The organism is Nitrobacter sp. TKz-YC01, from assembly GCF_047824785.1.
Taxonomy (GTDB): Bacteria; Pseudomonadota; Alphaproteobacteria; order Rhizobiales; family Xanthobacteraceae; genus Nitrobacter.
Genome location: NZ_CP181167.1, coordinates 1,069,743 through 1,088,350, shown reverse-complemented (window position 1 = coordinate 1,088,350; position 18,608 = coordinate 1,069,743). Strand labels below are relative to the sequence as shown.

Sequence of the window (18,608 nt, the reverse complement as noted above, 5' to 3'; positions counted from 1 at the left end):
ATTTTTTTCGTCATACAGAAGCAGCATTAGAGAACAACGGCTGACTTAGCGTTTGTTTCCGATCGAATTGCGCAATTCAGTCAGGCACACTCTCAGATTACGCTTCCTTGTTCAGCTCGTCAGTCCTTTATAATAAGGGGCCTGTAATAAGTAATGTAATGTACAAACCGCTAAAATGACGCGGCAGGCCCGGCATTCGAGACCGAATGACCAGCGAGCCGACCGAACAACCATCGGCGGTTTTGTAATGCTGTTTCTTCATCACCGAGCGATTGCAGGTGGGAGCGGTTGCAGGTGGCGCCCGTTCATTTTGATTTGCCGTTGCAACGCCGAACAGGATCTGGTTCGATTCCTGGAAAGCTCCCGACGCCATATCATCGTCTCGCCGGATCCAGACGAGGACTATTAGCAATGCGGCCCTGGTTCGGCGTCGCGGTGGCCGGCCATCAATCCGGTTTTAGTCCGAATTCCATTGAAGCCCGGCGCGAAATCCCCGATCATGCGCCGGAAACTCCCTCCCACGGCCTAGGAGACTAACATGGCTAAGTCGCGCTTGCCTGCGTTCCTGCTGGACCATCCGGGTCTGGGCAGTCTTGGTAGCGTGGAAGTGCCGCGACTGAAGCTGCTTCAGGCTTCATCGCCCGAACTTGCTCAATTCGAAAACGCCAGGGAAGGCGAATTTTGGCACAGCCTGCTGGGGCGGAGCATCGGATCGTCCATTCGTATCTGCCCGGTTTTCATCAACTGGTGCTTCATCTTGTGGCGTCCGCGGGAGGCCGGCGGCGGAATTCTAGCTCGCGCAGATGACAGCAAGCATTGGATCCCGGCCGATACCGAGTTTACGGTCAAGCTGAAGAGCGGCGACGAAGTCACTTGGAAGACCGGCCGGACGGTGACGGCATCAGGACTGAGTAAACGAGGCAGCTATAATCCGAACGACCCCAATTCCCCGCCTGCCGCCACGCGCCTGTATTCGGTCGTATGCTCATTTCCGGATCATCAGAACTGGCCGCCGGCGGTGATCACGTTGCAGCGGAGGTCGGAGAAGGCCGCATCCAAGCTGATCGATCAATTGAAGGTTCTGCGCGCGCCGTCCTTCGGTGTGATTTTAGAGTTGTCCTCGTTCAAGGACGAGTCGCCGTCCGGCGAGTTCAATAACTACGCCTTTGAGCTGTATGGGCCGGTTGAGGACAAGCCGTTCTACGAAGAGAATTCCAGGCAGTACCGTTTTTTCATCGAGCATGGCCTCAAGGTGAAAGACCTGGAGAGCGCGCAAGAGGATTGATCGGCCTGACAATATCCCGCCGAGGGCGGTGACGCATCAGTCCGCCGACAAGGCCAGTTCCACGCTGTTTGCAGCCTCCGGGGTGGGGCCATCCAGGACATGGGTTCAGAAGGAACACAATGCGTTTGGACGAAGCCAGCGGGCGTTCGGCTGCCGGCCAATTGTGGGACAGGGTTTTCGTCCCCGGCGCATGGCTTCTTGCGAAATTTTCCGATTTGGACAGGTCACGATGGCCCATTCTATGGGTCATCGGTCTCTTCTGCGTTCAGGCTGTACCGGCCACGATCATCCGCGCCTCCAATCTCGAGGAGGGCAGGATCATCGCCATGGCGCGAGGCGCGGTCGAGGATGGCCATTGGCTGACCCCCTTCATCTATGGCGAGAGATTTGCGGAGCGGCCGGTTTTACTGTCCTGGCTCGCCGCCTTCTTCGGTGAACCAACAGGGGGCGTCACGCTATGGTCACTGCGCATCCCCCACCTTTGCTTTTTCCTTGCGGGAGCGCTGCTGATCTACAGCCTGCTCAGATCCATGACCGGCAAGAGCGCTGCGATTTTCGGCGCGCTTTGCTGGATCAGCATGCCCGTCGTCGCGCCCAAATTCATCAATGCAGAACCCGACATCGTCCTTTCGGTCCTGCTGTTCAGCGCGTTCTGCATCTGGTGGCATGGGACGCGTGACAAAGGCGTGACTCCCGGACGATGGCTCTGTATCAGCGTTTTGATCGCCCTCGCCGGCCTGACCAAGGGACCGCAGGAGGTCGCTTACTTCACGCTCGGTGTTGGCGCTTACATCCTCTTGAGACAGCGTGATCAGATTCCGGGATTCATCGCGGCGCACATTGGCGCCGGAGTCGTCATCGGCGGCTGGTATGGCCTCGTTTATCAGCCAGGCGACGCCGATACCTGGAAAGCTCATTCCCGTCTGACGCAGACGACCGACGGCCTGACGACGGTTCTCGGGCACCTGGATTTCGCCAAGAGCCTGGCTATCGAATTTCTGCCGGGCTCCATCCTGATAGGTCCTGCAATCATGATCGCCGTCGACAAGTGGCGAGATCGCCGACGCGATACGCGAGATGACCTGCTGCTTGCCGCGATCCTCTACTCTGTCGCGTGCACCCTCGTTCTGCTGTTCTGGCCGGGCAAAGTCGCCGCGCGTTATGCCATGCCGGGAACCATGACCTTAGCAGTGATTTGCGGGCTGATGTTTGAGAACTGGCGTCACAGCCGCCCTCGAGTCATCGCGCCTGCGTTGGCCGTGACCTGTATGATCTTTGGCGGCCTGCTCTTCCGAGGCTGGATCGTGATGCCCGTCGCTCCGCACCTGTTTCAGGAAAGCCGGCTGGCAGGCCAGGCCATTGACGCCGCCCTCAAGAGAGATCCGAAACCGCTCTACGTCGCAGGCGGAGATTCAACCGATCTTAACATGCTGGTTTACGTGCAGGGACCGATAAGCGCGATCGCGTTAAATGAGCTGGCCGAACTGAACGTCCCCGCCATCGCAGTTCTGCGTCCCGAGCATCAGCGTGCCCTACTTCAAACGAGGCCCGAACTGCGGCTGATCGAAAAGAATAGCGTCGTCTCAGGCAAGACTCGCTACAACATCATCAAGATTATCCCTTCGGGGTGAAGCGGGCAGATTTCACGAGCGATGTTAGAGCGTTTTCAAACGAAGCATGTCCTCGGGCTCGACCCGAGGATGGACACCGGTTCGCGTGAAGAAAACGCTCCAAATCACAATCATAGAGCCCGCTTCTGATTCTATCAGAAGCGGAAAGGCTCCAGCCCCGGGTCCGAGCGATTATGGTCCGCACCCAAACGCAGTTCTCATTCACCCGTTCGGTGCGCGGCTCAGCGGTATTCGTTGTCGGGCCGGTCACCGCCTCATAGCGATTCATGAGTTTTTTCAATATCATAAATAGCCATTTGTTCATGCGGCGGCGCGGCCCGCGATTTCAATTGACCTCGCAACCCTACCCGGTACTCTCGCAAGACTGGGGTATGCGCCGTCTGATTTGTCACCGATCGCGCTGCGGCCCCTCCCCGTTCGAAGACCAATTGATATGCTCGGTAAGCTGACGATTGACGCCCTGCCCTTTTACAGCGGCATCGCCATGGCAGGAGCGCTGACCGTCGTATGCGGCGGGCTGGGCGTGGCCGCGCTCATCACATGGCTCGGTCGATGGCGCTATTTGTGGTCCGAATGGCTGACGAGCGTCGACCACAAGAAGATCGGCATCATGTACGTGATCCTGGCGCTGATCATGTTGGTGCGCGGCGTCATCGACGCTCTGATGATACGCACCCAGCAGGCCTTTGCATTCGAACCGCACGGCTATCTGCCACCGGACCATTTCGATCAGATTTTCACGTCCCATGCCACCATCATGATGTTCTTCGTGGCGATGCCGTTCGTACTCGGTCTGGTCAGCATCGTCGTTCCGCAGCAGATCGGTGCGCGCCAGGTCGCATTTCCGTTCATGAACGCGGCGGGCCTGTGGCTGACAGTGTCAGGCGCGGCGCTGGTGATGATCTCGCTCGTCGTCGGCCGCTTCTCGTCCGCCTACTGGACCGCCTATCCGCCTCAATCGGGAATTCAGTTGAGCCCGGACGTCGGCGTCGATTACTGGATCTGGGCAGTCCTGCTCAGCAGCATCGGCACCATACTGGCGGGAATCAGTTTTCTCGTCACGATCGTCAAGCGGCGCGCGCCCGGCATGCAATTGATGGCGATGCCGCTGTTTACCTGGACAGCGCTTTGCACCAGCATCCTGATCATCACTGCCTATCCGGCCTTGATCGTTGCCGCGACCCTGCTTGGTCTCGACCGTCATCTCGGCATGCAATTTTTTGCGGGCAGCGACGGCGTTGCGAACTATGTCAGCCTGTTCTGGATCTGGGGGCATCCGCACGTCTACATCCTGATTTTGCCGGCTTGCGGCATCTATTCCGAAGTCGTGGCGACATTCTCGGGACGGCGGTTGTACGGCTATGCGGCTCTCATCTATTCCATGATCGCGATCACCGCGCTGGCGTTGGTCGTCTGGACGCACCATTTTCTGACCATCGGCTCGGCTGCCGACGTGAGCGCCTTCTTTGGCCGCGCAGCTCCGCTCATCGCCGTGCCGACCATCGTGACAATCGTCTGCTGGTCGCTCACGATCTATCGCGGCGAGGTGCGATTCTCGGTCCCGATGCTGTTTACGCTCGGGTATATCGTCACGTTCCTCATAGGCGGCATTACGGGATTCTTGTTCGCGGTTGTGCCGGCTGGCATCCACGACACCACTTTCCGGGTGGCACATTTCCACAACTTGCTGATCCCCGGCGCGCTGTTCGGCTATTTCGCCGGCTATCAGTATTGGTTTCCGAAGGCATTCGGCTTTCGGCTGGAGGAGAAATGGGGTCGCCGTGCCTTCTGGTGCTGGCTCGTCGGCTTCGGTCTGGCCTTCATGCCGCTGTATATCCTCGGCCTCATGGGCATGCCGCAGCGTCTCAATCGCAGTGATGTCGCCGAGTGGCAGCCCTATCTCATCGCCGCCCAGGCGGGCGCCCTCTTCATCGTATGCGGCGCCGCTTTTCTGGCCATCCAGATCGCCGTCAGCATCCGCGACCGCAAAACGCTTGCGGCCTCAAGCAACGATCCATGGAACGGCCGGACACTCGAATGGGCGACCGCCTCCCCGCCGGCGGCCTACAACTTCGCCGCTGTGCCGCCCGTGCAGGGCATCGATCCTTGGTGGACCATGAAGCAGGCCGGAACGACCGACCACGGACCCGTACGCTTCCATGACATCATCATGCCCGGCAACAGCAGCGCCGGCATCATGCTGGGCGCGATGTCCTTCGTATTTGCCTTTGCAATGATCTGGCACATCTGGTGGCTGGCCGCTGTCGGCGGGCTCGGCATGTTGGCCGCGGTGCTCTCGCAGACGTTTCATGATCATGCCGGCCAGCGCCTCCCCGCGAGCGACGTCGAAGCGATCGAAAGCCGCCGCGTCATCTCGCCGGCGCTCGGACGAGAGGCGCCGACGTGACGGATACCCTCATCACCGCCGATCACGGCGATGAAACCGACGCTGAAACAGCCCGGCGCGCACTCGATGAGAAAACCTGCGGTTTCCGGCTCTGCCTGATAAGCGACGCGATCATCTTCGCGTTGCTGCTCGCCATTTTCATCACGATGGCACGAGATACCGCGGACGGATCGACCGAACGCACCCTGTTCCGGCTCCCCCGCATCGTCGCCGAAACCATGCTGCTGCTGGCGAGCAGCGCGACCTTCGGCTTCGCCAGCGTCGCGGCGGCAGCCAGACAACGTCGGCGTGCGATCATCTGGCTGGGACTGACTTTCACGTTCGGGCTTGGCTTTGTCGCCACGGAAATTTCGGAGCTATATGGCATGGCCGCCGCCGATGCCGGTCCTTGGCGAAACGGCTTTCTTTCAGCATTCTTCACGCTGGTCGGCACCCACGGGGCTCACGTCAGCCTCGGCCTGGTGTGGATCGCCTTGCTGGTCGGCGAACTCGCATGGCGCGGGCCGACCCCGGCAGCAGTCTCCCGCCTGCACCGGCTAGGCCTGTTCTGGCATTTCCTCGTGATCGTCTGGATCGGCATCGTCGCCTTGGTTTACCTGCCGAGGCTTCTGTAGCTCGCAGCGGCGCCGCAATCTTCCGAAGAATCTACCTTTCGCGCGTGCTACGTCGCGCGGCGTTGGCTGCGCCACCAAAAGCCGAACGTAAAAAGCACGGCTGCGGCAAGACCGAACCAGGTGATGGCGTACTGGATGTGATCATCCTTCAAATGCACATCGAGCGGTCCGGGCTTCGGAACGCCGCTCGCAGGCGCCGGCTTCTCAAGGTCGATATAGAACGGTGCAACGTCTCCCCAGCCGAGGGCCTGTGCCATCGCGCCTGTGTCGCGCGAGAACCACAGCCGCTTGTCGCGGCTGGAGGACGGAGTCAGCGCGCCGGTTTTTTCCGGAAAGCGAAGATAGCCGGTCATCGAAAGGGGCTGGCCAGTCACCAGAGGTTTCACGGCGTGATCCTGCTGGCTGCGATCCTGCATGGTGTTCTGCACGAATCCCGTATTAACAACGAGCGTTCTGCCGTTGCTCAGTCGAGCGGGCAGGAATGCCCATGTGCCCAATCCAACGTCCGAGCGCACTCCCGAACCAGAGCTGTAAACCATCGCGTCGGGCCCCTCGTAGATCGCCGAAAAACTCACCCGACGAAACTCGTCCCTGGCCGGCGAGAATGTCGCCCAGTCCGCCGGCTCAGGCAAAGTGATGGGCTCAGCAGCCAATCTCTCGGTGAGTCCTGCAATCAGCGAACGCTTTTCGGCGCCGCGCTGCAACTGCCAGACACCGAGACTAACGAGCACAGCAACCATGGCCATCATAACGAGGCCGAGACCGAAACCGGCGCTGCGGCGACGGGCGGCGGCGCTCATGCGTGATGACGAGAGACTGAACGCCCCTCGGCAGCCTTGTGATGGAACTGGAGGCTGATCAAAAGCGATTTCATCGCGCGTAACGGCCACAAGGTAACAGCAAGAACAAGAGGGATCCAAAGCGCTGCGTGGATCCAGAAGGGCGGCTGATACTTAACTTCCACGACGAGGGCGGCTGCGACGACGATGAATCCCGCAATGAGGATGATGAACACTGCGGGTCCGTCGCCGGCATCGATGAAGGAGTAATCCTGCTCGCAGCGATCGCAGGCGGGCCGCAGCGTCAGGAATCCGGAAAAGAGCTTCCCCTTGCCGCAACGCGGGCATTTGCAGGCGATTCCGCGCAGGATGGTCTCGGATAAGGTCGGCCGAGCGAGAAAATTAGACATCCTTAAGTCTTCCCAAAGAGAAAGGGCGGCCATATGGCCGCCCTTTGTGTTGGTTGTTTTTCCGGGGTGGCGCTCAGTGAGCGGCGTGGGCCATGGCGGCGGCGCCGTTGCCCCAGATATAGATGCAGACGAACAGGAACAGCCACACCACGTCGACGAAGTGCCAGTACCAGGCGGCGAACTCGAAGCCGAGGTGCTGGGAGGGCGTGAAGTGCCCTGCATTGGCGCGGAACAGGCAGACGATCAGGAAGATCGTTCCGACCAGAACGTGGAAGCCGTGGAAGCCGGTCGCCATGAAGAAGGTGGCGCCGTAGACGTTGCCGGCGAAGCTGAAGGCCGCGTGTTGATACTCATAGGCCTGGACGCAGGTGAAGATGGCGCCGAGGGCGATGGTCAGGATCAGGCCCCACTTCAGACCCTTGCGGTCGCCATTGAGCAGGGCATGGTGGGCCCAGGTCACGGTGGTTCCCGAGGTCAGCAGGATCAGGGTGTTGAGCAGCGGCAGGTGCCAGGGATCGAAGGTCTGGATGCCCTTGGGGGGCCAGACGCCGCCGAACAGGGCCTCGCGCGTCACATGCACGGGGTCGCCCGGGAACAGCGCGGAGTTGAAGAAGGCCCAGAACCAGGCGACGAAGAACATCACCTCGGAGGTGATGAACAGGATCATGCCGTAGCGATGGCTGATCTGCACCACGCGGGTGTGATCGCCCTTGTGCTCGGCCTCGCGGATCACATCCGCCCACCAGCTCGCCATGGTGTAGAGCACGCCGACCACGCCGATGCCGAAAATGATCGGCGCGGCCGCGGTCATATGATGCATCCACAGGATCGCGCCCACGGCCATGATGAAAGCCGCGGTCGCGCCTACGATCGGCCACGGACTCGGGTCGACCAGGTGGTAATCGTGCTTGACTTGCGCCGTAGCCATTTGCGGTCTCTCTCCCTTAGCGGTGCCGGCGGTATTGGGCACCTATTGGTCTCACAACAAAACGCGCCGTTGACGAACGCGTCGGCCCTCGAAGGTCAGATGCTTCCCCCTGGCCTGTCCGGCTCGTTTGCCGCCACCGGCCTGGGCGCGGCATTCTTCACCGGGAAGAAGGTATAGGACAGGGTGATGGTGTTGACGCCGTCGTACTCGCTGTCGGCGGCGAAGGCCTGATCGACATAGAAGACGACGGCCATCTCCCGCTTCTCACCGGGCGCCAGGGTTTGCTCGGTGAAACAGAAGCAGTTGATCTTGGTGAAGTATGATCCGACCGCCAGCGGCGTGACGTTATACGCGGCCTGTCCGGTCGTGGGCAACGCCGACTCGTTGGTGATGGCGTAATGCACGGTGGTGACCTCGCCGATCCGGACCTCTATCGCGGTCTGTTCCGCCTCGAACTTCCAGGGCAGCCCGCCCGAGACGTTGGAGTCGAAACGCACCGTCACCGTGCGCGCCAGCGGCTCCGCCCGCGGCGCGCTCCCTGCCACCTGCGTGGTTCCGTTGAACCCGGTGACGCGGCAGAACCAGTCGTAGAACGGCACCGACGCATAGGCCGCCCCGAGCATCAACGCGACCACCAGGCCGCAGGCGGCGCCGATCTTCACATCGCGGCCGATGCGCGGCGCAGCCTTCGGCGAAGCCGGGACCGCGGATTGCTGCGGGTGTTGCGGCGCGTCCGTCATTCTCAATCACACCGGACGGACGAGAACGCCCGGCCCTTTAATGAAGGTGACCGCGAAGAACAGCAGGACCAGGACGCCGAGCGCACAGGCGATCGCGATCGAGCGTTCGCGCCGGCGCTTCTTCTGAGCTTCGGTGAGAACGATCCGGTCTCCGTCCGGCTTGTGGTTGCTGTCCATCGGTTCATGCGCCCCTCTACCAGATCAACGGCGCGACGGCCTTCGCGACCACATCGAGCAGCAGAACGGCGAACAGCGCGAACAGATACAGGATCGAGAAGGCGAACAGCCGCCGCGTGGCGCGTAGCGCCTGGCTTCCGGTCCGATGGCGATAGACCTCGATCGCGAGCACCAGCATGCCGGCGCCCAGGATCAGCGAGGTGACGCCATAGATCCAGTCGAAGTAGCCGAGCGGCCAGGGCGCGGCGGCGATCGCCACCAGCACGATGGTGTAGAGCAGGATCTGCAGCCGCGTCGCGTCGGGACCGGCGACCACCGGCAGCATCGGCACCCCGGCGCGGGCGTAATCGTCGGAGCGGAACAGCGCCAGCGCCCAGAAGTGCGGCGGCGTCCAGAAGAAGATGATCAGGAACAGAAGCAGCGGCTCCACCGACAAGGATCCCGTCGCAGCCGCCCACGCCACCACCGGCGGCAGCGCGCCGGCGGCGCCGCCGATCACGATGTTCTGCGCGGTCCGCCGCTTCAGCCCCATCGTGTAGATCACGACGTAAAAGAAGATCGTGAAGGCGAGCAGCCCCCCGGCGTACCAGTTGACCAGGGCGCCGAGCGTCATCACCGAGAAGAACGACAGCGTGAGACCGAACCCCATCGCCTCGCCGCGGGTGATGCGGCCGCGCGGGATCGGCCGGTTGGCCGTGCGCGACATCAGCACGTCGATATCGCCTTCCAGCGCCATGTTCAGCGCGCCGGAGGCGCCGGCTCCCACCGCGATGCACAGGATCGCGATGAAGCCCAGCACCGGGTGAATATGGCCCGGTGCAATCATCAGCCCGACCAGCGCGGTGAAGATCACGAGTGACATCACTCGTGGCTTCAGCAGCGCGAAGTAATCGGCGACACCCGCCTCCGAGATCCGGGGCGGCAGCTCAACGGCTTTTTGATCGACAACCGACACGATACTACCCGCTTGTTGGGTGCGCGGCGCGTGAGCGCGCCGCGCACATTCACATGACTGCTTACTGCACCTTCGGCAGGGTGGAGAACTGGTGGAACGGAGGCGGTGAGGACAGCGTCCATTCCAGCGTCGTCGCGCCTTCACCCCACGGATTGTCCGCCGCCTGCTGCTTGCGCGCGAATGCGTCGATCAGGCCGTAGAGGAAGATGATGACGCCGAAGCCCGTGATGAAGGCGCCGTAGGACGAGATCTCGTTCCAGCCCGCGAACGCATCCGGATAGTCCACCATGCGCCGCATCATGCCCTGCAGACCGAGGAAGTGCTGCGGGAAGAACAGGATGTTGGCGCCGATGAACATCACCCAGAAGTGCAGCTTGCCGATGGTCTCGTTGTACATGTAGCCCGACATCTTCGGGAACCAGTAGTACCAGCCCGAGAAGATCGCGAACACCGCGGCAATGCCCATCACGTAGTGGAAGTGCGCGATGACGTAGTAGGTCTCCTGCATCACGCGATCAACGCCCGCATTGGCCAGCACGACGCCGGTCACGCCGCCGACCGTGAACAGGAAGATGAAGCCGATCGCAAACAGCATCGGCGTCTTGAACTCGATCGAGCCGCCCCACATCGTGGCGATCCACGAGAACACCTTCACGCCCGTCGGCACCGCGATCACCATGGTCGCCGCGACGAAGTAGGCCTGCGCCGAGGACACCATGCCGACCGTGTACATGTGGTGCGCCCACACAACGAAGCCGATGCCGCCGATCGCCACCATGGCGTAGGCCATGCCCAGATATCCGAAGATCGGCTTCTTCGAGAACGTCGAGATCACATGGCTGATCATGCCGAAGCCCGGCAGAATCAGGATGTACACCTCAGGGTGACCAAAGAACCAGAACAGATGCTGGAACAGCACCGGATCGCCGCCGCCATCGGCCGCAAAGAACGTGGTGCCGAAGTTACGGTCGGTCAGGAGCATCGTGATCGCGCCCGCCAGAACCGGCAGCGACAGCAGCAGCAGGAACACGGTGACCAGGATCGACCAGACGAACAGCGGCATCTTGTGCATGGTCATGCCAGGCGCGCGCATGTTGAAGATCGTGGTGATGAAGTTGATCGCACCGAGGATCGAGGAGGCGCCCGCAAGGTGGATCGACAGAATGCTGAAGTCCACCGCCGGACCCGGATGACCGCTCGTCGACAGCGGCGCATACAGCGTCCAGCCCGTGCCCGCTCCGGTCGCGCCCGGCTCACCCTCCATGAACGAGGAGATCAGCAGCAGCGCGAACGCCGCCGGCAGCAGCCAGAACGAGATGTTGTTCATGCGCGGGAACGCCATGTCGGGCGCACCGATCATCAGCGGCACGAACCAGTTGCCGAAGCCGCCGATCATCGCCGGCATCACCATGAAGAAGATCATGATCAGGCCGTGATTGGTCGCAAACACGTTGTAGGTATGCGCAGGATCAAAAACCTGTATGCCGGGGTACATCAGTTCCGCCCGGATGCCCATCGACATCAGGCCGCCGATGATCCCCGCAACGATGGCGAACACCAGGTACATGGTCCCGATGTCCTTGTGATTGGTCGAATACGCGAAGCGCTTCCACCCTGTCGGGTGGTGCGCATGATCGCCATGATCGTCATGGCCATGGTCGTGAGCAGATGCTGTTGCCATTGTCTAATCCTGTCTGTCGTCCCTTGAAGTCCTTCGAACCCCGGCGGGCGACCCCTTCGCAGGCGTCGCCCCTCGTCGAAATCGCCCGTCGCGACGCCTACTGCACCACGCCGGCAGCCGACGCCACCGCGTTCGCCGGGTTCGAGGCAAACTTCTTCTTCGCGGTCTCAACCCACGCCGCAAATTCCTGCTCGCTTACCACGCGAACCGCAATCGGCATGAAGGCATGGTCCCGGCCGCACAGCTCAGAGCACTGGCCGTAGAAAATGCCCGTCTTCGTGGCCTTGAACCAGGTCTCGTTGAGACGACCCGGAATCGCGTCCACCTTCATGCCGAACGACGGAACTCCAAAAGAATGAATGACATCAGCCCCGATCACCTGAACCCGGACCACCTTGTTCACCGGAACAACCAGTTCGTTGTCCACCGCAAGCAGACGCGGCTTCTTGTCCTGCGCCAGCAGCGAGTCAAACTCGAACTTGCCGTTGTCCGGATAGGTGTAGGTCCAGTACCACTGCTTGCCGGTCGCCTTCACCGTCAGGTCAGCCTTCGGAAGGTCAAGCTGCTCAAACAAAAGACGGAACGAGGGAACCGCAATGCCGACCAGGATCAGAACCGGGATGATCGTCCACGCAACCTCGATCAGCGTGTTGTGCGTCGTCTTCGAGGGAACCGGATTGGAGCGTGCGTTGAACCGCACCATCGCAATAACCAGAAGGGCCGTCACAAACAGCGTGATCAGCGTGATCACGACCAGAAGCCCGTTATGCATGCTGGTCACGCTCTCCATCACAGGGGTCACGCCCTGCTGAAGATCAAAACCCCACGCATGCGGCTGGCCCAACTCACCCGCCGCAAAAGCCGTTCCACCAGCGGCAACCGCCGCTCCTCCAAACGCCAATCCCAGAAACCGGCGGCCAAACCGGCGGCCATATTGGCCCATCGACATCTTCATGCCGCTCGCGCTCCTTGTCATAAATCCGCACCAGCACCTGACGGCCTTTGATACGGGCCCAACAAGCGCGTTACATACCGGCCGATTTCTTAAAGGAGTATATTTTAAGATGCAAGCGCCGTTCATGCTGCTCTGCGGCAACCACGAACGCGATTCACTCACGCGAACTGATTGGATCTTTGCGCTGTATCAAACATCTCGTCGCGGTTTTTTCGTCGATACGTCATCTCGATCGCACGATCGGCGACCGCAATCTTCTTACTCTTTCTTGACCATGTACCAAGTTCTGGTCATCGGCGATAAGCTTGAAGGCCGCGAAGATCTGCCGCAACTTTCACAGCGAGGCTTCGATCGCGCCTGCCACCAACGCCGTATCCTCGCGAGAAGATGCGGATGTCGAAATTGCACCTCTTGATCTTGACCTCTCTTTCTTGTCTTGACCTTGATCTTGCCGTGACGCTCGATCCTGGCGCAATGTTAAGGACGGCGGCGACAGCAGGTCATGAACCGCCAATACCTCTCGCCGGACAACAGATCCGGTTCAACCATTCGCACCGGTAACCACACATGACGATTTCCATGCGATCCATAGCGACCGTGCGCAGCCGTTTCACCAACGAGGTGCGGGTATCGCGCCGGGACATCGTCGCGGAAATCGTCGTGCGCGAGGATCTTACGACGGCTCTGACCGGACTTGAGGAATGGTCGCATCTGATCGTCCTGTTCTGGATGGATCAGATCGCCGGCAAGCCCGTCCCCTTGACCACGCATCCCCGGCATCGCACCGACCTGCCTGAAGTGGGCCTGTTCTCCGCCCGCGGACCGGAACGACCCAATCCGATCGGGCTGGCCGTCGTGAAGTTGCTGAAGCGGGACAAGAACATTCTGACCGTCAAGGCACTGGACGCCTATGACGGCACGCCCGTACTCGACATCAAACCCTATGACGCATTTGACGCCGTCACCGAGCTTCGGGCGCCGCAATGGTGGATGACCGCGACGGGCCGATCGACGCCGTAACCGACGCCTGCGCGATCAACGCGACCGCCCGCGCGTCGGGCCCGACTGGCGCCATTGTCGCGACAGGCTGATCAGCCGGTCCCGGGAAATCGTCCCGCCGTGATAGACGGCGCGCGACACGGCGTTCGCCCCGAGCACGGCATCTCCGAATTCGTGCCTTCGCAGGAAAGGATGATGCGGCAGATAGGTTTGGACCATCGCCCGGTATTTCCCCATATCGGAGGCCGAGAGCCTGACACGGCCGGCACCCTCGAGCGGCTTCGACTGGATGTATTGCGCAAGGAGCGTCAGTTGCTCCTCTATATCATAGACGGAGTTCGGCACCGCGGATTCGCATTGATCGCTTAGCCGGTCCCGCAACTTGTCCTGTTCGCGGCACAGTATCTCGTACAGGACCGCCTCGACGACTCCCCACGCCTCATGACCCCGGTTCGCCCTGAGGTTCCTGGCGACGTTGTCGAAATCATCGATCACAGCCAGGATGGACCCGACAGCCGCAAGCAGTGGCGCGTAGCCCGCGAAGACCTTGCCTCGTCCGTCGTCCCACAACTCGCCAGCCGACAGGCCGAGCGCGGCTTCGATGGCATCAAAGAATGTCGTGATGAAATCCTCGGCGAGATCCGGGTGATTCAGATAGTGCGACCCGGGCCGGGCGGCCGCCCTGGCATAAGCGTGAATCAGTTGCCGGGCGCCCTCTTTGTCGTAGAACTCAACGTTGGCGGTGACGTGCTTCACTTCAGGCGCGGCGCGTTCAAATTGCTGTCGCGCCAGCTCGATCGACTCGAACCTTCCCAGCATGACCAGCTTGGGCTTTGAGGTCACTCGCCGGTCGCTTTGCAACAGTTCGGCGCTTGATCCGAGAAACTGCTCGATCCCGGTCTCGTTCGACAGCAATCTGCCTTCATCAAGCGCGTCGACAATGATGGGAAGCCGCCCCTCGTGAAATGCCGCCATCGGATCGCTCTTATCGGCGGTCTCCAGATCGGCCAACAGGGCATGGAGCGATCCGGCGGCAACGGGCACTCTGGCCAGGTCGAGAACCGGGATCTTGAGGGTTGCAGACAATTGGCTTGCCAATGTGCTCTTGCCGGCCGCCGCAGACGCCTCGATGAGAATGATCTCCTTCTCCAGGCTGCCCCCTTCTCCGTCTTCCGTTTCGAATCTCGGCGCCACGAACGGGGTCGGCGGCTCCGCGATGACGAGAGATCCAGTCTGGTCAGGCTTCGGGACATGCACCGGCCGACTCAAGACATCAACGAGTGCGCTCAACGCGGTTTCCGGCATCAGATGACCTCTCAGATGAAGGCCGCACGTTTACAATCGCGACACGGCGGGTTCAATGGCTATGGCGCGTTCAAGTCACGCACGTCCCCTTCAAGCGAGGCATCGGGGGAGACCGGGTTCGCGTGAAAACGCATCAAGGCAAGATCTCAAAACTCGAATCCGAAGAAAAGCTTGCAGAGGCGCGCGGCTTGAGCGCGCAGGCGAAGGCCGGCCGCGCCACGGTTGCATCAGGGAGTTGTGGAACGAACCCGACGGGATATGTACGCGGGCGCAAATCCATGTCATATTGAGCTATGATCAAAGGTTGGAAAATCAGCACCGTGAGGCCCGGCAGGGGCGCCAGCGGCGCGCCGCGCCGGGAATTCATCCTTGTCGCCATCGCCGACCAGGATGCGGCTGTCCGCGCGGTCAAGGAAACCCTCCCTGACGCGGAGGTCAAGGTCGATTCGGAAGCCACTCCGGAGCTTATTGCCGAATATCAGGTCATCGACGGCGAAATGGTTGTGCTCGCCGACTGAGTTGATCCAGCAAAGCGCCCACCCGCCCCGGTTTGCGATCAACCGCGACCGAATTGCAGGAAGCTGAAAGCGCTGCGCGACGGTAGCTCCCAGCGTTCATCGCTTGTGCTCATAGCCTTGCCTTTAACCGACGCTTTTGGATGGATCAGCCATCCGCGGGTAAGGTTTGCATCCGGCGTTTACGACACTTAACTTGCCGTTTGACCGCGAAGCCGGTCTGAACGAAGTTACCTGATCCCTATAAAGGCTTCACGGCAGCGGAGGGACGGCTTCCTCACTCAACGGCGCGCCGGCGAGGGCCACGCGCCGGGATTTGGCCGCGACTGGCGACAGCGGTATTTCAAGGTACACACATCCCGCGTGACCCGGGTGCCGATCGATCGCCCTCATGGACAAGCCCTGCCCGCCTGTGATTAAGGCTGGTATCGAAGCCGCAGAAACACTCGTCTCAAGGAGAGAACCGATGCGATACCGCACCAGCCAGGGGCTGCTGATCGAGGCCGAAACGTCGTTTGATGCAATCCGCCGCCTGCGCGAGTCGAGCTGGAATGAACAAAACCTCAGCGATCGCGAATACATGGAAGCGGTTGCTGATCGCATGTTCCAGGAGGGTGTTCACGTTTCAACGGTGAGCCCGGACATTTTCATTGCCGGGCTGTTGGGAGCCGGACTCCTCACGCGCGAGCCTGATGACGGGCAGCCGAATGCCGAGAACCCGGCGAAGCAGGAGGCCGATCGCAAATAGGTCAAAAAGAGCCGGAATTCGATAGCTTCAGCTTCGCCCTTTGCTCGCCCGTGCGCAAACCCGCACGATCCGGCAGCCGCGCAAGATCGGCGTCAGCGCGCGATGCAGGCGACCGCCCACGAGAATCCGTACCGAGGAACGATCCCTCGCGATGATTGATGCAAGGAGGCTGGGTGCCTATATAGGCGAACCAGCGGAGGAACAAAATGACTGACAAAATCCCGGTCACCGTGCTGACCGGCTATCTTGGCGCCGGCAAGACCACACTGCTCAATCGGATCCTTTCGGAGGAGCACGGACGAAAATACGCCGTCATCGTCAACGAGTTCGGAGAAATCGGCATCGACAACGACCTCGTCGTCGGGGCTGACGAGGAAGTGTTCGAAATGAACAACGGTTGCATCTGCTGCACCGTGCGCGGAGATCTCATGCGCATCCTGGCCGACCTGATGAAGCGGAACGGCAAATTCGACGCCATTATCGTCGAGACCACCGGCCTCGCCGATCCGGCGCCGGTGGCGCAGACCTTTTTCGTCGATGAGAATGTCGGCAAGAAGACCAAGCTCGACGCCGTCGTCACCGTCACCGATGCCAAGTGGCTAAATGACCGGCTCAAGGACGCCCCGGAAGCCAAGAACCAGATCGCCTTCGCCGACGTGATCCTGATCAACAAGACCGATCTGGTCTCACCCGACGAACTCAGCGAAATCGAGGCGCGCATCCGCGGCATCAATCCTTACGCGAAGTTGCACAGAACCCAACGGGCGCAGATCGCGCTCAGCGAGATTCTGGAACGCAACGCCTTCGACCTCGACCGCATTCTCGATATCGAACCGGCTTTCCTCGAAAGCAAGGGTCACGATCACGACCATCATCACGATCATGGCCACGATCACCATCATGACCATGACCACCATGATCACGATCATGACCACAAGCACGATGACCATCATGGCGGGGTCAAGCACTACCACGACGAGGAAATGCAGTCGATTTCACTCAAAACCGACAAGCCGCTCGACGCGGACAAGTTTTTCCCGTGGGTCGAGGATCTCGTGCAGAAGGAAGGCCCGAACATCCTGCGCAGCAAGGGCATTCTTTCGTTCAAGGATGAAGATCGGCGCTTCGTATTCCAGGGCGTGCATATGATTCTCGACGGCGACCATCAACGGCCCTGGAAGGAAGACGAAAGGCGCCAAAGCCGCATCGTCTTCATCGGCCGCAATCTGCCGGAAAAGGCGATCACCGAAGGGTTCGAAAGCTGCATCGCCTAGAGCCTTTTTGTTTCTGATGGAATCAGAAGCGAGGCTCTAGAGCGGCGGCCGGTCAAATGGAACCAGCGCCGCCGCTCCAGTTAATTGATTGAGCATCGGATTTATCCCGAAACCGGTTCCCACTTTCGGGTCCGATGCTCTAAGTTAGAGTTTTGACGCGTTTTCTTCACGAGCGAAGAAAGCGCGTCAAAGCAGCATCTCAAGCTTCACTCCCGATTCAATCAGAAGCGACGTGCTTATGGCACTCAGCGCGTCGGAACCGGTTTTTCGCCGCGGTAGTCGTAGAACCCGCGCTGGCTCTTGCGTCCAAGCCAACCGGCTTCGACATATTTCACCAGCAGCGGACAGGGCCGGTACTTGGAGTCCGCGAGCCCTTCGTGCAGCACCTGCATGATCGACAGGCAGGTGTCGAGCCCAATGAAATCGGCGAGTTCAAGCGGCCCCATCGGGTGATGCGCGCCGAGCCGCATGGCGGCATCGATGGCCTCGACGTTCCCCACGCCTTCGTACAGGGTGTAGATGGCCTCGTTGATCATAGGCAGCAGAATGCGGTTGACGATGAAGGCGGGAAAGTCCTCGGAGACGGCGATCTGCTTGCCGAGCCTGGCGACGAATTCCTTGGCCGCATCGAAGGTCGCATCGCCGGTCGCGATGCCCCGGATCAGTTCGACCAACTCCATCAGCGGCACCGGATTCATGAAATGAATGCCGATGAACTTTTCCGGCCGATCGGTCGAGGCGGCCAGCCGCGTGATCGAGATGGATGACGTATTGGACGCGACGATGGCCTCGGGCTTGAGCACCGCGCACAGATTATGAAAAATCTTGCGCTTCACGTCTTCCTTCTCGACGGCGGTTTCGATCACCAGATCGCAATCAGCCAACCCTTCGAGATTTTCGGTTTGCGAAATCCGTGCAAGCGCTTTTTCGCGATCGTCATCGGTAATGATCTTCTTCGTGACCTGGCGGGACAGGTTTGCGTTGATCGTCGCCATCGCCGCGTCGAGCTGATCGGCAGAAATATCGTTGAGCACGACGTCGAACCCCGCGAGGGCGGCCACATGCGCAATGCCGTTGCCCATCTGGCCCGAGCCGATCACGCCGACTTTCCTGATCATTGCCGCCATTTCGTCATCTCACCGGTCCCAAGCCGCGCAGATCGCGGCATACCCCATTCTTGCACAACCACCGGCGGGAGTCCGTTG

The 18,608-nt window shown here is 60.6% G+C and carries 21 protein-coding genes; 10 read left to right on the top strand and 11 right to left on the bottom strand.

All coding sequences use genetic code 11. The annotated features are described in order from the left end of the window. Positions 1-127: 127 nt before the first annotated feature. Positions 128-373 carry a hypothetical protein gene (locus ACMYR2_RS05120; RefSeq protein WP_416193794.1) on the bottom strand — a complete coding sequence of 82 codons (246 nt, stop codon included), beginning with the start codon at positions 371-373 and terminating at the stop codon, positions 128-130. Between the two features lie 165 nt (positions 374-538). On the opposite strand from ACMYR2_RS05120, the gene ACMYR2_RS05115 reads away from it, so the two are divergent. The 4 genes from ACMYR2_RS05115 (at position 539) to ACMYR2_RS05100 (ending at position 5,937) form a co-directional block, all read left to right on the top strand. Then, entirely contained in the window at positions 539-1,285 is a 747-nt protein-coding gene (locus ACMYR2_RS05115) for a hypothetical protein (RefSeq protein ID WP_347265286.1), read from the top strand. 119 nt (positions 1,286-1,404) lie between these two features. Beyond that, complete coding sequence (locus tag ACMYR2_RS05110; RefSeq protein ID WP_416193793.1) at positions 1,405-2,916, top strand: ArnT family glycosyltransferase; 1,512 nt, start codon at positions 1,405-1,407, stop codon at positions 2,914-2,916. A gap of 433 nt (positions 2,917-3,349) precedes the next feature. After that, on the top strand, positions 3,350-5,323 hold the full coding sequence (locus ACMYR2_RS05105; RefSeq protein ID WP_416193792.1) for a cbb3-type cytochrome c oxidase subunit I: 1,974 nt from the start codon (positions 3,350-3,352) through the stop codon (positions 5,321-5,323). Continuing rightward, complete coding sequence (locus ACMYR2_RS05100; RefSeq protein WP_347264991.1) at positions 5,320-5,937, top strand: cytochrome c oxidase subunit 3; 618 nt, start codon at positions 5,320-5,322, stop codon at positions 5,935-5,937. Before ACMYR2_RS05105 ends, ACMYR2_RS05100 begins: the two co-directional genes overlap by 4 nt. Before the next feature lie 47 nt (positions 5,938-5,984). Here the strand turns inward: ACMYR2_RS05100 and ACMYR2_RS05095 are convergent, their stop codons facing one another. From ACMYR2_RS05095 to coxB, 8 genes are all read right to left on the bottom strand, one after another. Beyond that, the gene (locus ACMYR2_RS05095; RefSeq protein ID WP_347264992.1) at positions 5,985-6,737 is read right to left on the bottom strand and encodes an SURF1 family protein; all 753 of its coding nucleotides are present in this window, start codon (positions 6,735-6,737) and stop codon (positions 5,985-5,987) included. Beyond that, entirely contained in the window at positions 6,734-7,126 is a 393-nt protein-coding gene (locus ACMYR2_RS05090; protein ID WP_347264997.1) for a DUF983 domain-containing protein, read from the bottom strand. The genes ACMYR2_RS05095 and ACMYR2_RS05090 overlap by 4 nt, the downstream gene beginning before the upstream one ends. Before the next feature lie 73 nt (positions 7,127-7,199). Beyond that, on the bottom strand, positions 7,200-8,054 hold the full coding sequence (locus tag ACMYR2_RS05085) for a cytochrome c oxidase subunit 3 (protein ID WP_011313563.1): 855 nt from the start codon (positions 8,052-8,054) through the stop codon (positions 7,200-7,202). 95 nt (positions 8,055-8,149) lie between these two features. Beyond that, positions 8,150-8,794 (bottom strand): cytochrome c oxidase assembly protein, encoded by a 645-nt coding sequence (locus ACMYR2_RS05080; RefSeq protein ID WP_347264993.1) that lies wholly within the window; start codon positions 8,792-8,794, stop codon positions 8,150-8,152. Between the two features lie 6 nt (positions 8,795-8,800). After that, positions 8,801-8,971: a CoxF protein gene (locus ACMYR2_RS05075; RefSeq protein ID WP_347264994.1), complete on the bottom strand. Its 171-nt coding sequence runs from the start codon at positions 8,969-8,971 to the stop codon at positions 8,801-8,803. Positions 8,972-8,987: 16 nt separating this feature from the next. Next, positions 8,988-9,926, bottom strand: coding sequence for a heme o synthase (locus ACMYR2_RS05070; RefSeq protein ID WP_347264995.1), 939 nt, complete (start codon positions 9,924-9,926; stop codon positions 8,988-8,990). A gap of 61 nt (positions 9,927-9,987) precedes the next feature. Further along, entirely contained in the window at positions 9,988-11,607 is a 1,620-nt protein-coding gene (gene ctaD, locus ACMYR2_RS05065; RefSeq protein WP_416193591.1) for a cytochrome c oxidase subunit I, read from the bottom strand. A gap of 97 nt (positions 11,608-11,704) precedes the next feature. Further along, positions 11,705-12,562 (bottom strand): cytochrome c oxidase subunit II, encoded by an 858-nt coding sequence (gene coxB / locus ACMYR2_RS05060; protein ID WP_347264998.1) that lies wholly within the window; start codon positions 12,560-12,562, stop codon positions 11,705-11,707. Here coxB and ACMYR2_RS05055 point away from each other — a divergent pair. Together ACMYR2_RS05055 and tsaA are read left to right on the top strand one after the other, a co-directional pair. Next, positions 12,561-12,977 carry a hypothetical protein gene (locus ACMYR2_RS05055; RefSeq protein WP_416193791.1) on the top strand — a complete coding sequence of 139 codons (417 nt, stop codon included), beginning with the start codon at positions 12,561-12,563 and terminating at the stop codon, positions 12,975-12,977. The two genes, coxB and ACMYR2_RS05055, sit on opposite strands and share 2 nt — an antisense overlap. A gap of 152 nt (positions 12,978-13,129) precedes the next feature. Further along, entirely contained in the window at positions 13,130-13,582 is a 453-nt protein-coding gene (gene tsaA, locus ACMYR2_RS05050; RefSeq protein ID WP_416193790.1) for a tRNA (N6-threonylcarbamoyladenosine(37)-N6)-methyltransferase TrmO, read from the top strand. Positions 13,583-13,597: 15 nt separating this feature from the next. Here the strand turns inward: tsaA and ACMYR2_RS05045 are convergent, their stop codons facing one another. Then, positions 13,598-14,830 carry a hypothetical protein gene (locus tag ACMYR2_RS05045; protein ID WP_416193789.1) on the bottom strand — a complete coding sequence of 411 codons (1,233 nt, stop codon included), beginning with the start codon at positions 14,828-14,830 and terminating at the stop codon, positions 13,598-13,600. A gap of 158 nt (positions 14,831-14,988) precedes the next feature. On the opposite strand from ACMYR2_RS05045, the gene ACMYR2_RS05040 reads away from it, so the two are divergent. The 4 genes from ACMYR2_RS05040 to ACMYR2_RS05025 all read left to right on the top strand — a co-directional run bounded on the left by ACMYR2_RS05040 (position 14,989) and on the right by ACMYR2_RS05025 (position 17,403). Beyond that, the gene (locus tag ACMYR2_RS05040) at positions 14,989-15,156 is read left to right on the top strand and encodes a hypothetical protein (RefSeq protein ID WP_416193788.1); all 168 of its coding nucleotides are present in this window, start codon (positions 14,989-14,991) and stop codon (positions 15,154-15,156) included. Positions 15,157-15,186: 30 nt separating this feature from the next. Then, positions 15,187-15,384, top strand: coding sequence for a hypothetical protein (locus tag ACMYR2_RS05035; protein ID WP_181410551.1), 198 nt, complete (start codon positions 15,187-15,189; stop codon positions 15,382-15,384). Between the two features lie 388 nt (positions 15,385-15,772). Continuing rightward, positions 15,773-16,129, top strand: coding sequence for a hypothetical protein (locus ACMYR2_RS05030; RefSeq protein ID WP_347265093.1), 357 nt, complete (start codon positions 15,773-15,775; stop codon positions 16,127-16,129). Between the two features lie 206 nt (positions 16,130-16,335). Continuing rightward, positions 16,336-17,403 carry a GTP-binding protein gene (locus ACMYR2_RS05025; RefSeq protein WP_347265094.1) on the top strand — a complete coding sequence of 356 codons (1,068 nt, stop codon included), beginning with the start codon at positions 16,336-16,338 and terminating at the stop codon, positions 17,401-17,403. Positions 17,404-17,648: 245 nt separating this feature from the next. Here ACMYR2_RS05025 and ACMYR2_RS05020 read toward each other — a convergent pair whose 3' ends face one another. Continuing rightward, positions 17,649-18,530, bottom strand: a complete 882-nt coding sequence (locus ACMYR2_RS05020; RefSeq protein WP_347265095.1) for a 3-hydroxybutyryl-CoA dehydrogenase — start codon at positions 18,528-18,530, stop codon at positions 17,649-17,651. Positions 18,531-18,608: the final 78 nt, after the last annotated feature.

Coding starts and splice junctions, on each gene's coding strand:
- ACMYR2_RS05120 (WP_416193794.1), bottom strand. CDS start 373: ATGGCGTCGGGAGCTTTCCAGGAATCGAACCAGATCCTGTTCGGCGTT.
- ACMYR2_RS05115 (WP_347265286.1), top strand. CDS start 539: ATGGCTAAGTCGCGCTTGCCTGCGTTCCTGCTGGACCATCCGGGTCTG.
- ACMYR2_RS05110 (WP_416193793.1), top strand. CDS start 1,405: ATGCGTTTGGACGAAGCCAGCGGGCGTTCGGCTGCCGGCCAATTGTGG.
- ACMYR2_RS05105 (WP_416193792.1), top strand. CDS start 3,350: ATGCTCGGTAAGCTGACGATTGACGCCCTGCCCTTTTACAGCGGCATC.
- ACMYR2_RS05095 (WP_347264992.1), bottom strand. CDS start 6,737: ATGAGCGCCGCCGCCCGTCGCCGCAGCGCCGGTTTCGGTCTCGGCCTC.
- ACMYR2_RS05090 (WP_347264997.1), bottom strand. CDS start 7,126: ATGTCTAATTTTCTCGCTCGGCCGACCTTATCCGAGACCATCCTGCGC.
- ACMYR2_RS05085 (WP_011313563.1), bottom strand. CDS start 8,054: ATGGCTACGGCGCAAGTCAAGCACGATTACCACCTGGTCGACCCGAGT.
- ACMYR2_RS05080 (WP_347264993.1), bottom strand. CDS start 8,794: ATGACGGACGCGCCGCAACACCCGCAGCAATCCGCGGTCCCGGCTTCG.
- ACMYR2_RS05075 (WP_347264994.1), bottom strand. CDS start 8,971: ATGGACAGCAACCACAAGCCGGACGGAGACCGGATCGTTCTCACCGAA.
- ctaD (WP_416193591.1), bottom strand. CDS start 11,607: ATGGCAACAGCATCTGCTCACGACCATGGCCATGACGATCATGGCGAT.
- ACMYR2_RS05055 (WP_416193791.1), top strand. CDS start 12,561: ATGCCGCTCGCGCTCCTTGTCATAAATCCGCACCAGCACCTGACGGCC.
- coxB (WP_347264998.1), bottom strand. CDS start 12,562: ATGAAGATGTCGATGGGCCAATATGGCCGCCGGTTTGGCCGCCGGTTT.
- tsaA (WP_416193790.1), top strand. CDS start 13,130: ATGACGATTTCCATGCGATCCATAGCGACCGTGCGCAGCCGTTTCACC.
- ACMYR2_RS05030 (WP_347265093.1), top strand. CDS start 15,773: ATGGACAAGCCCTGCCCGCCTGTGATTAAGGCTGGTATCGAAGCCGCA.
- ACMYR2_RS05025 (WP_347265094.1), top strand. CDS start 16,336: ATGACTGACAAAATCCCGGTCACCGTGCTGACCGGCTATCTTGGCGCC.
- ACMYR2_RS05020 (WP_347265095.1), bottom strand. CDS start 18,530: ATGGCGGCAATGATCAGGAAAGTCGGCGTGATCGGCTCGGGCCAGATG.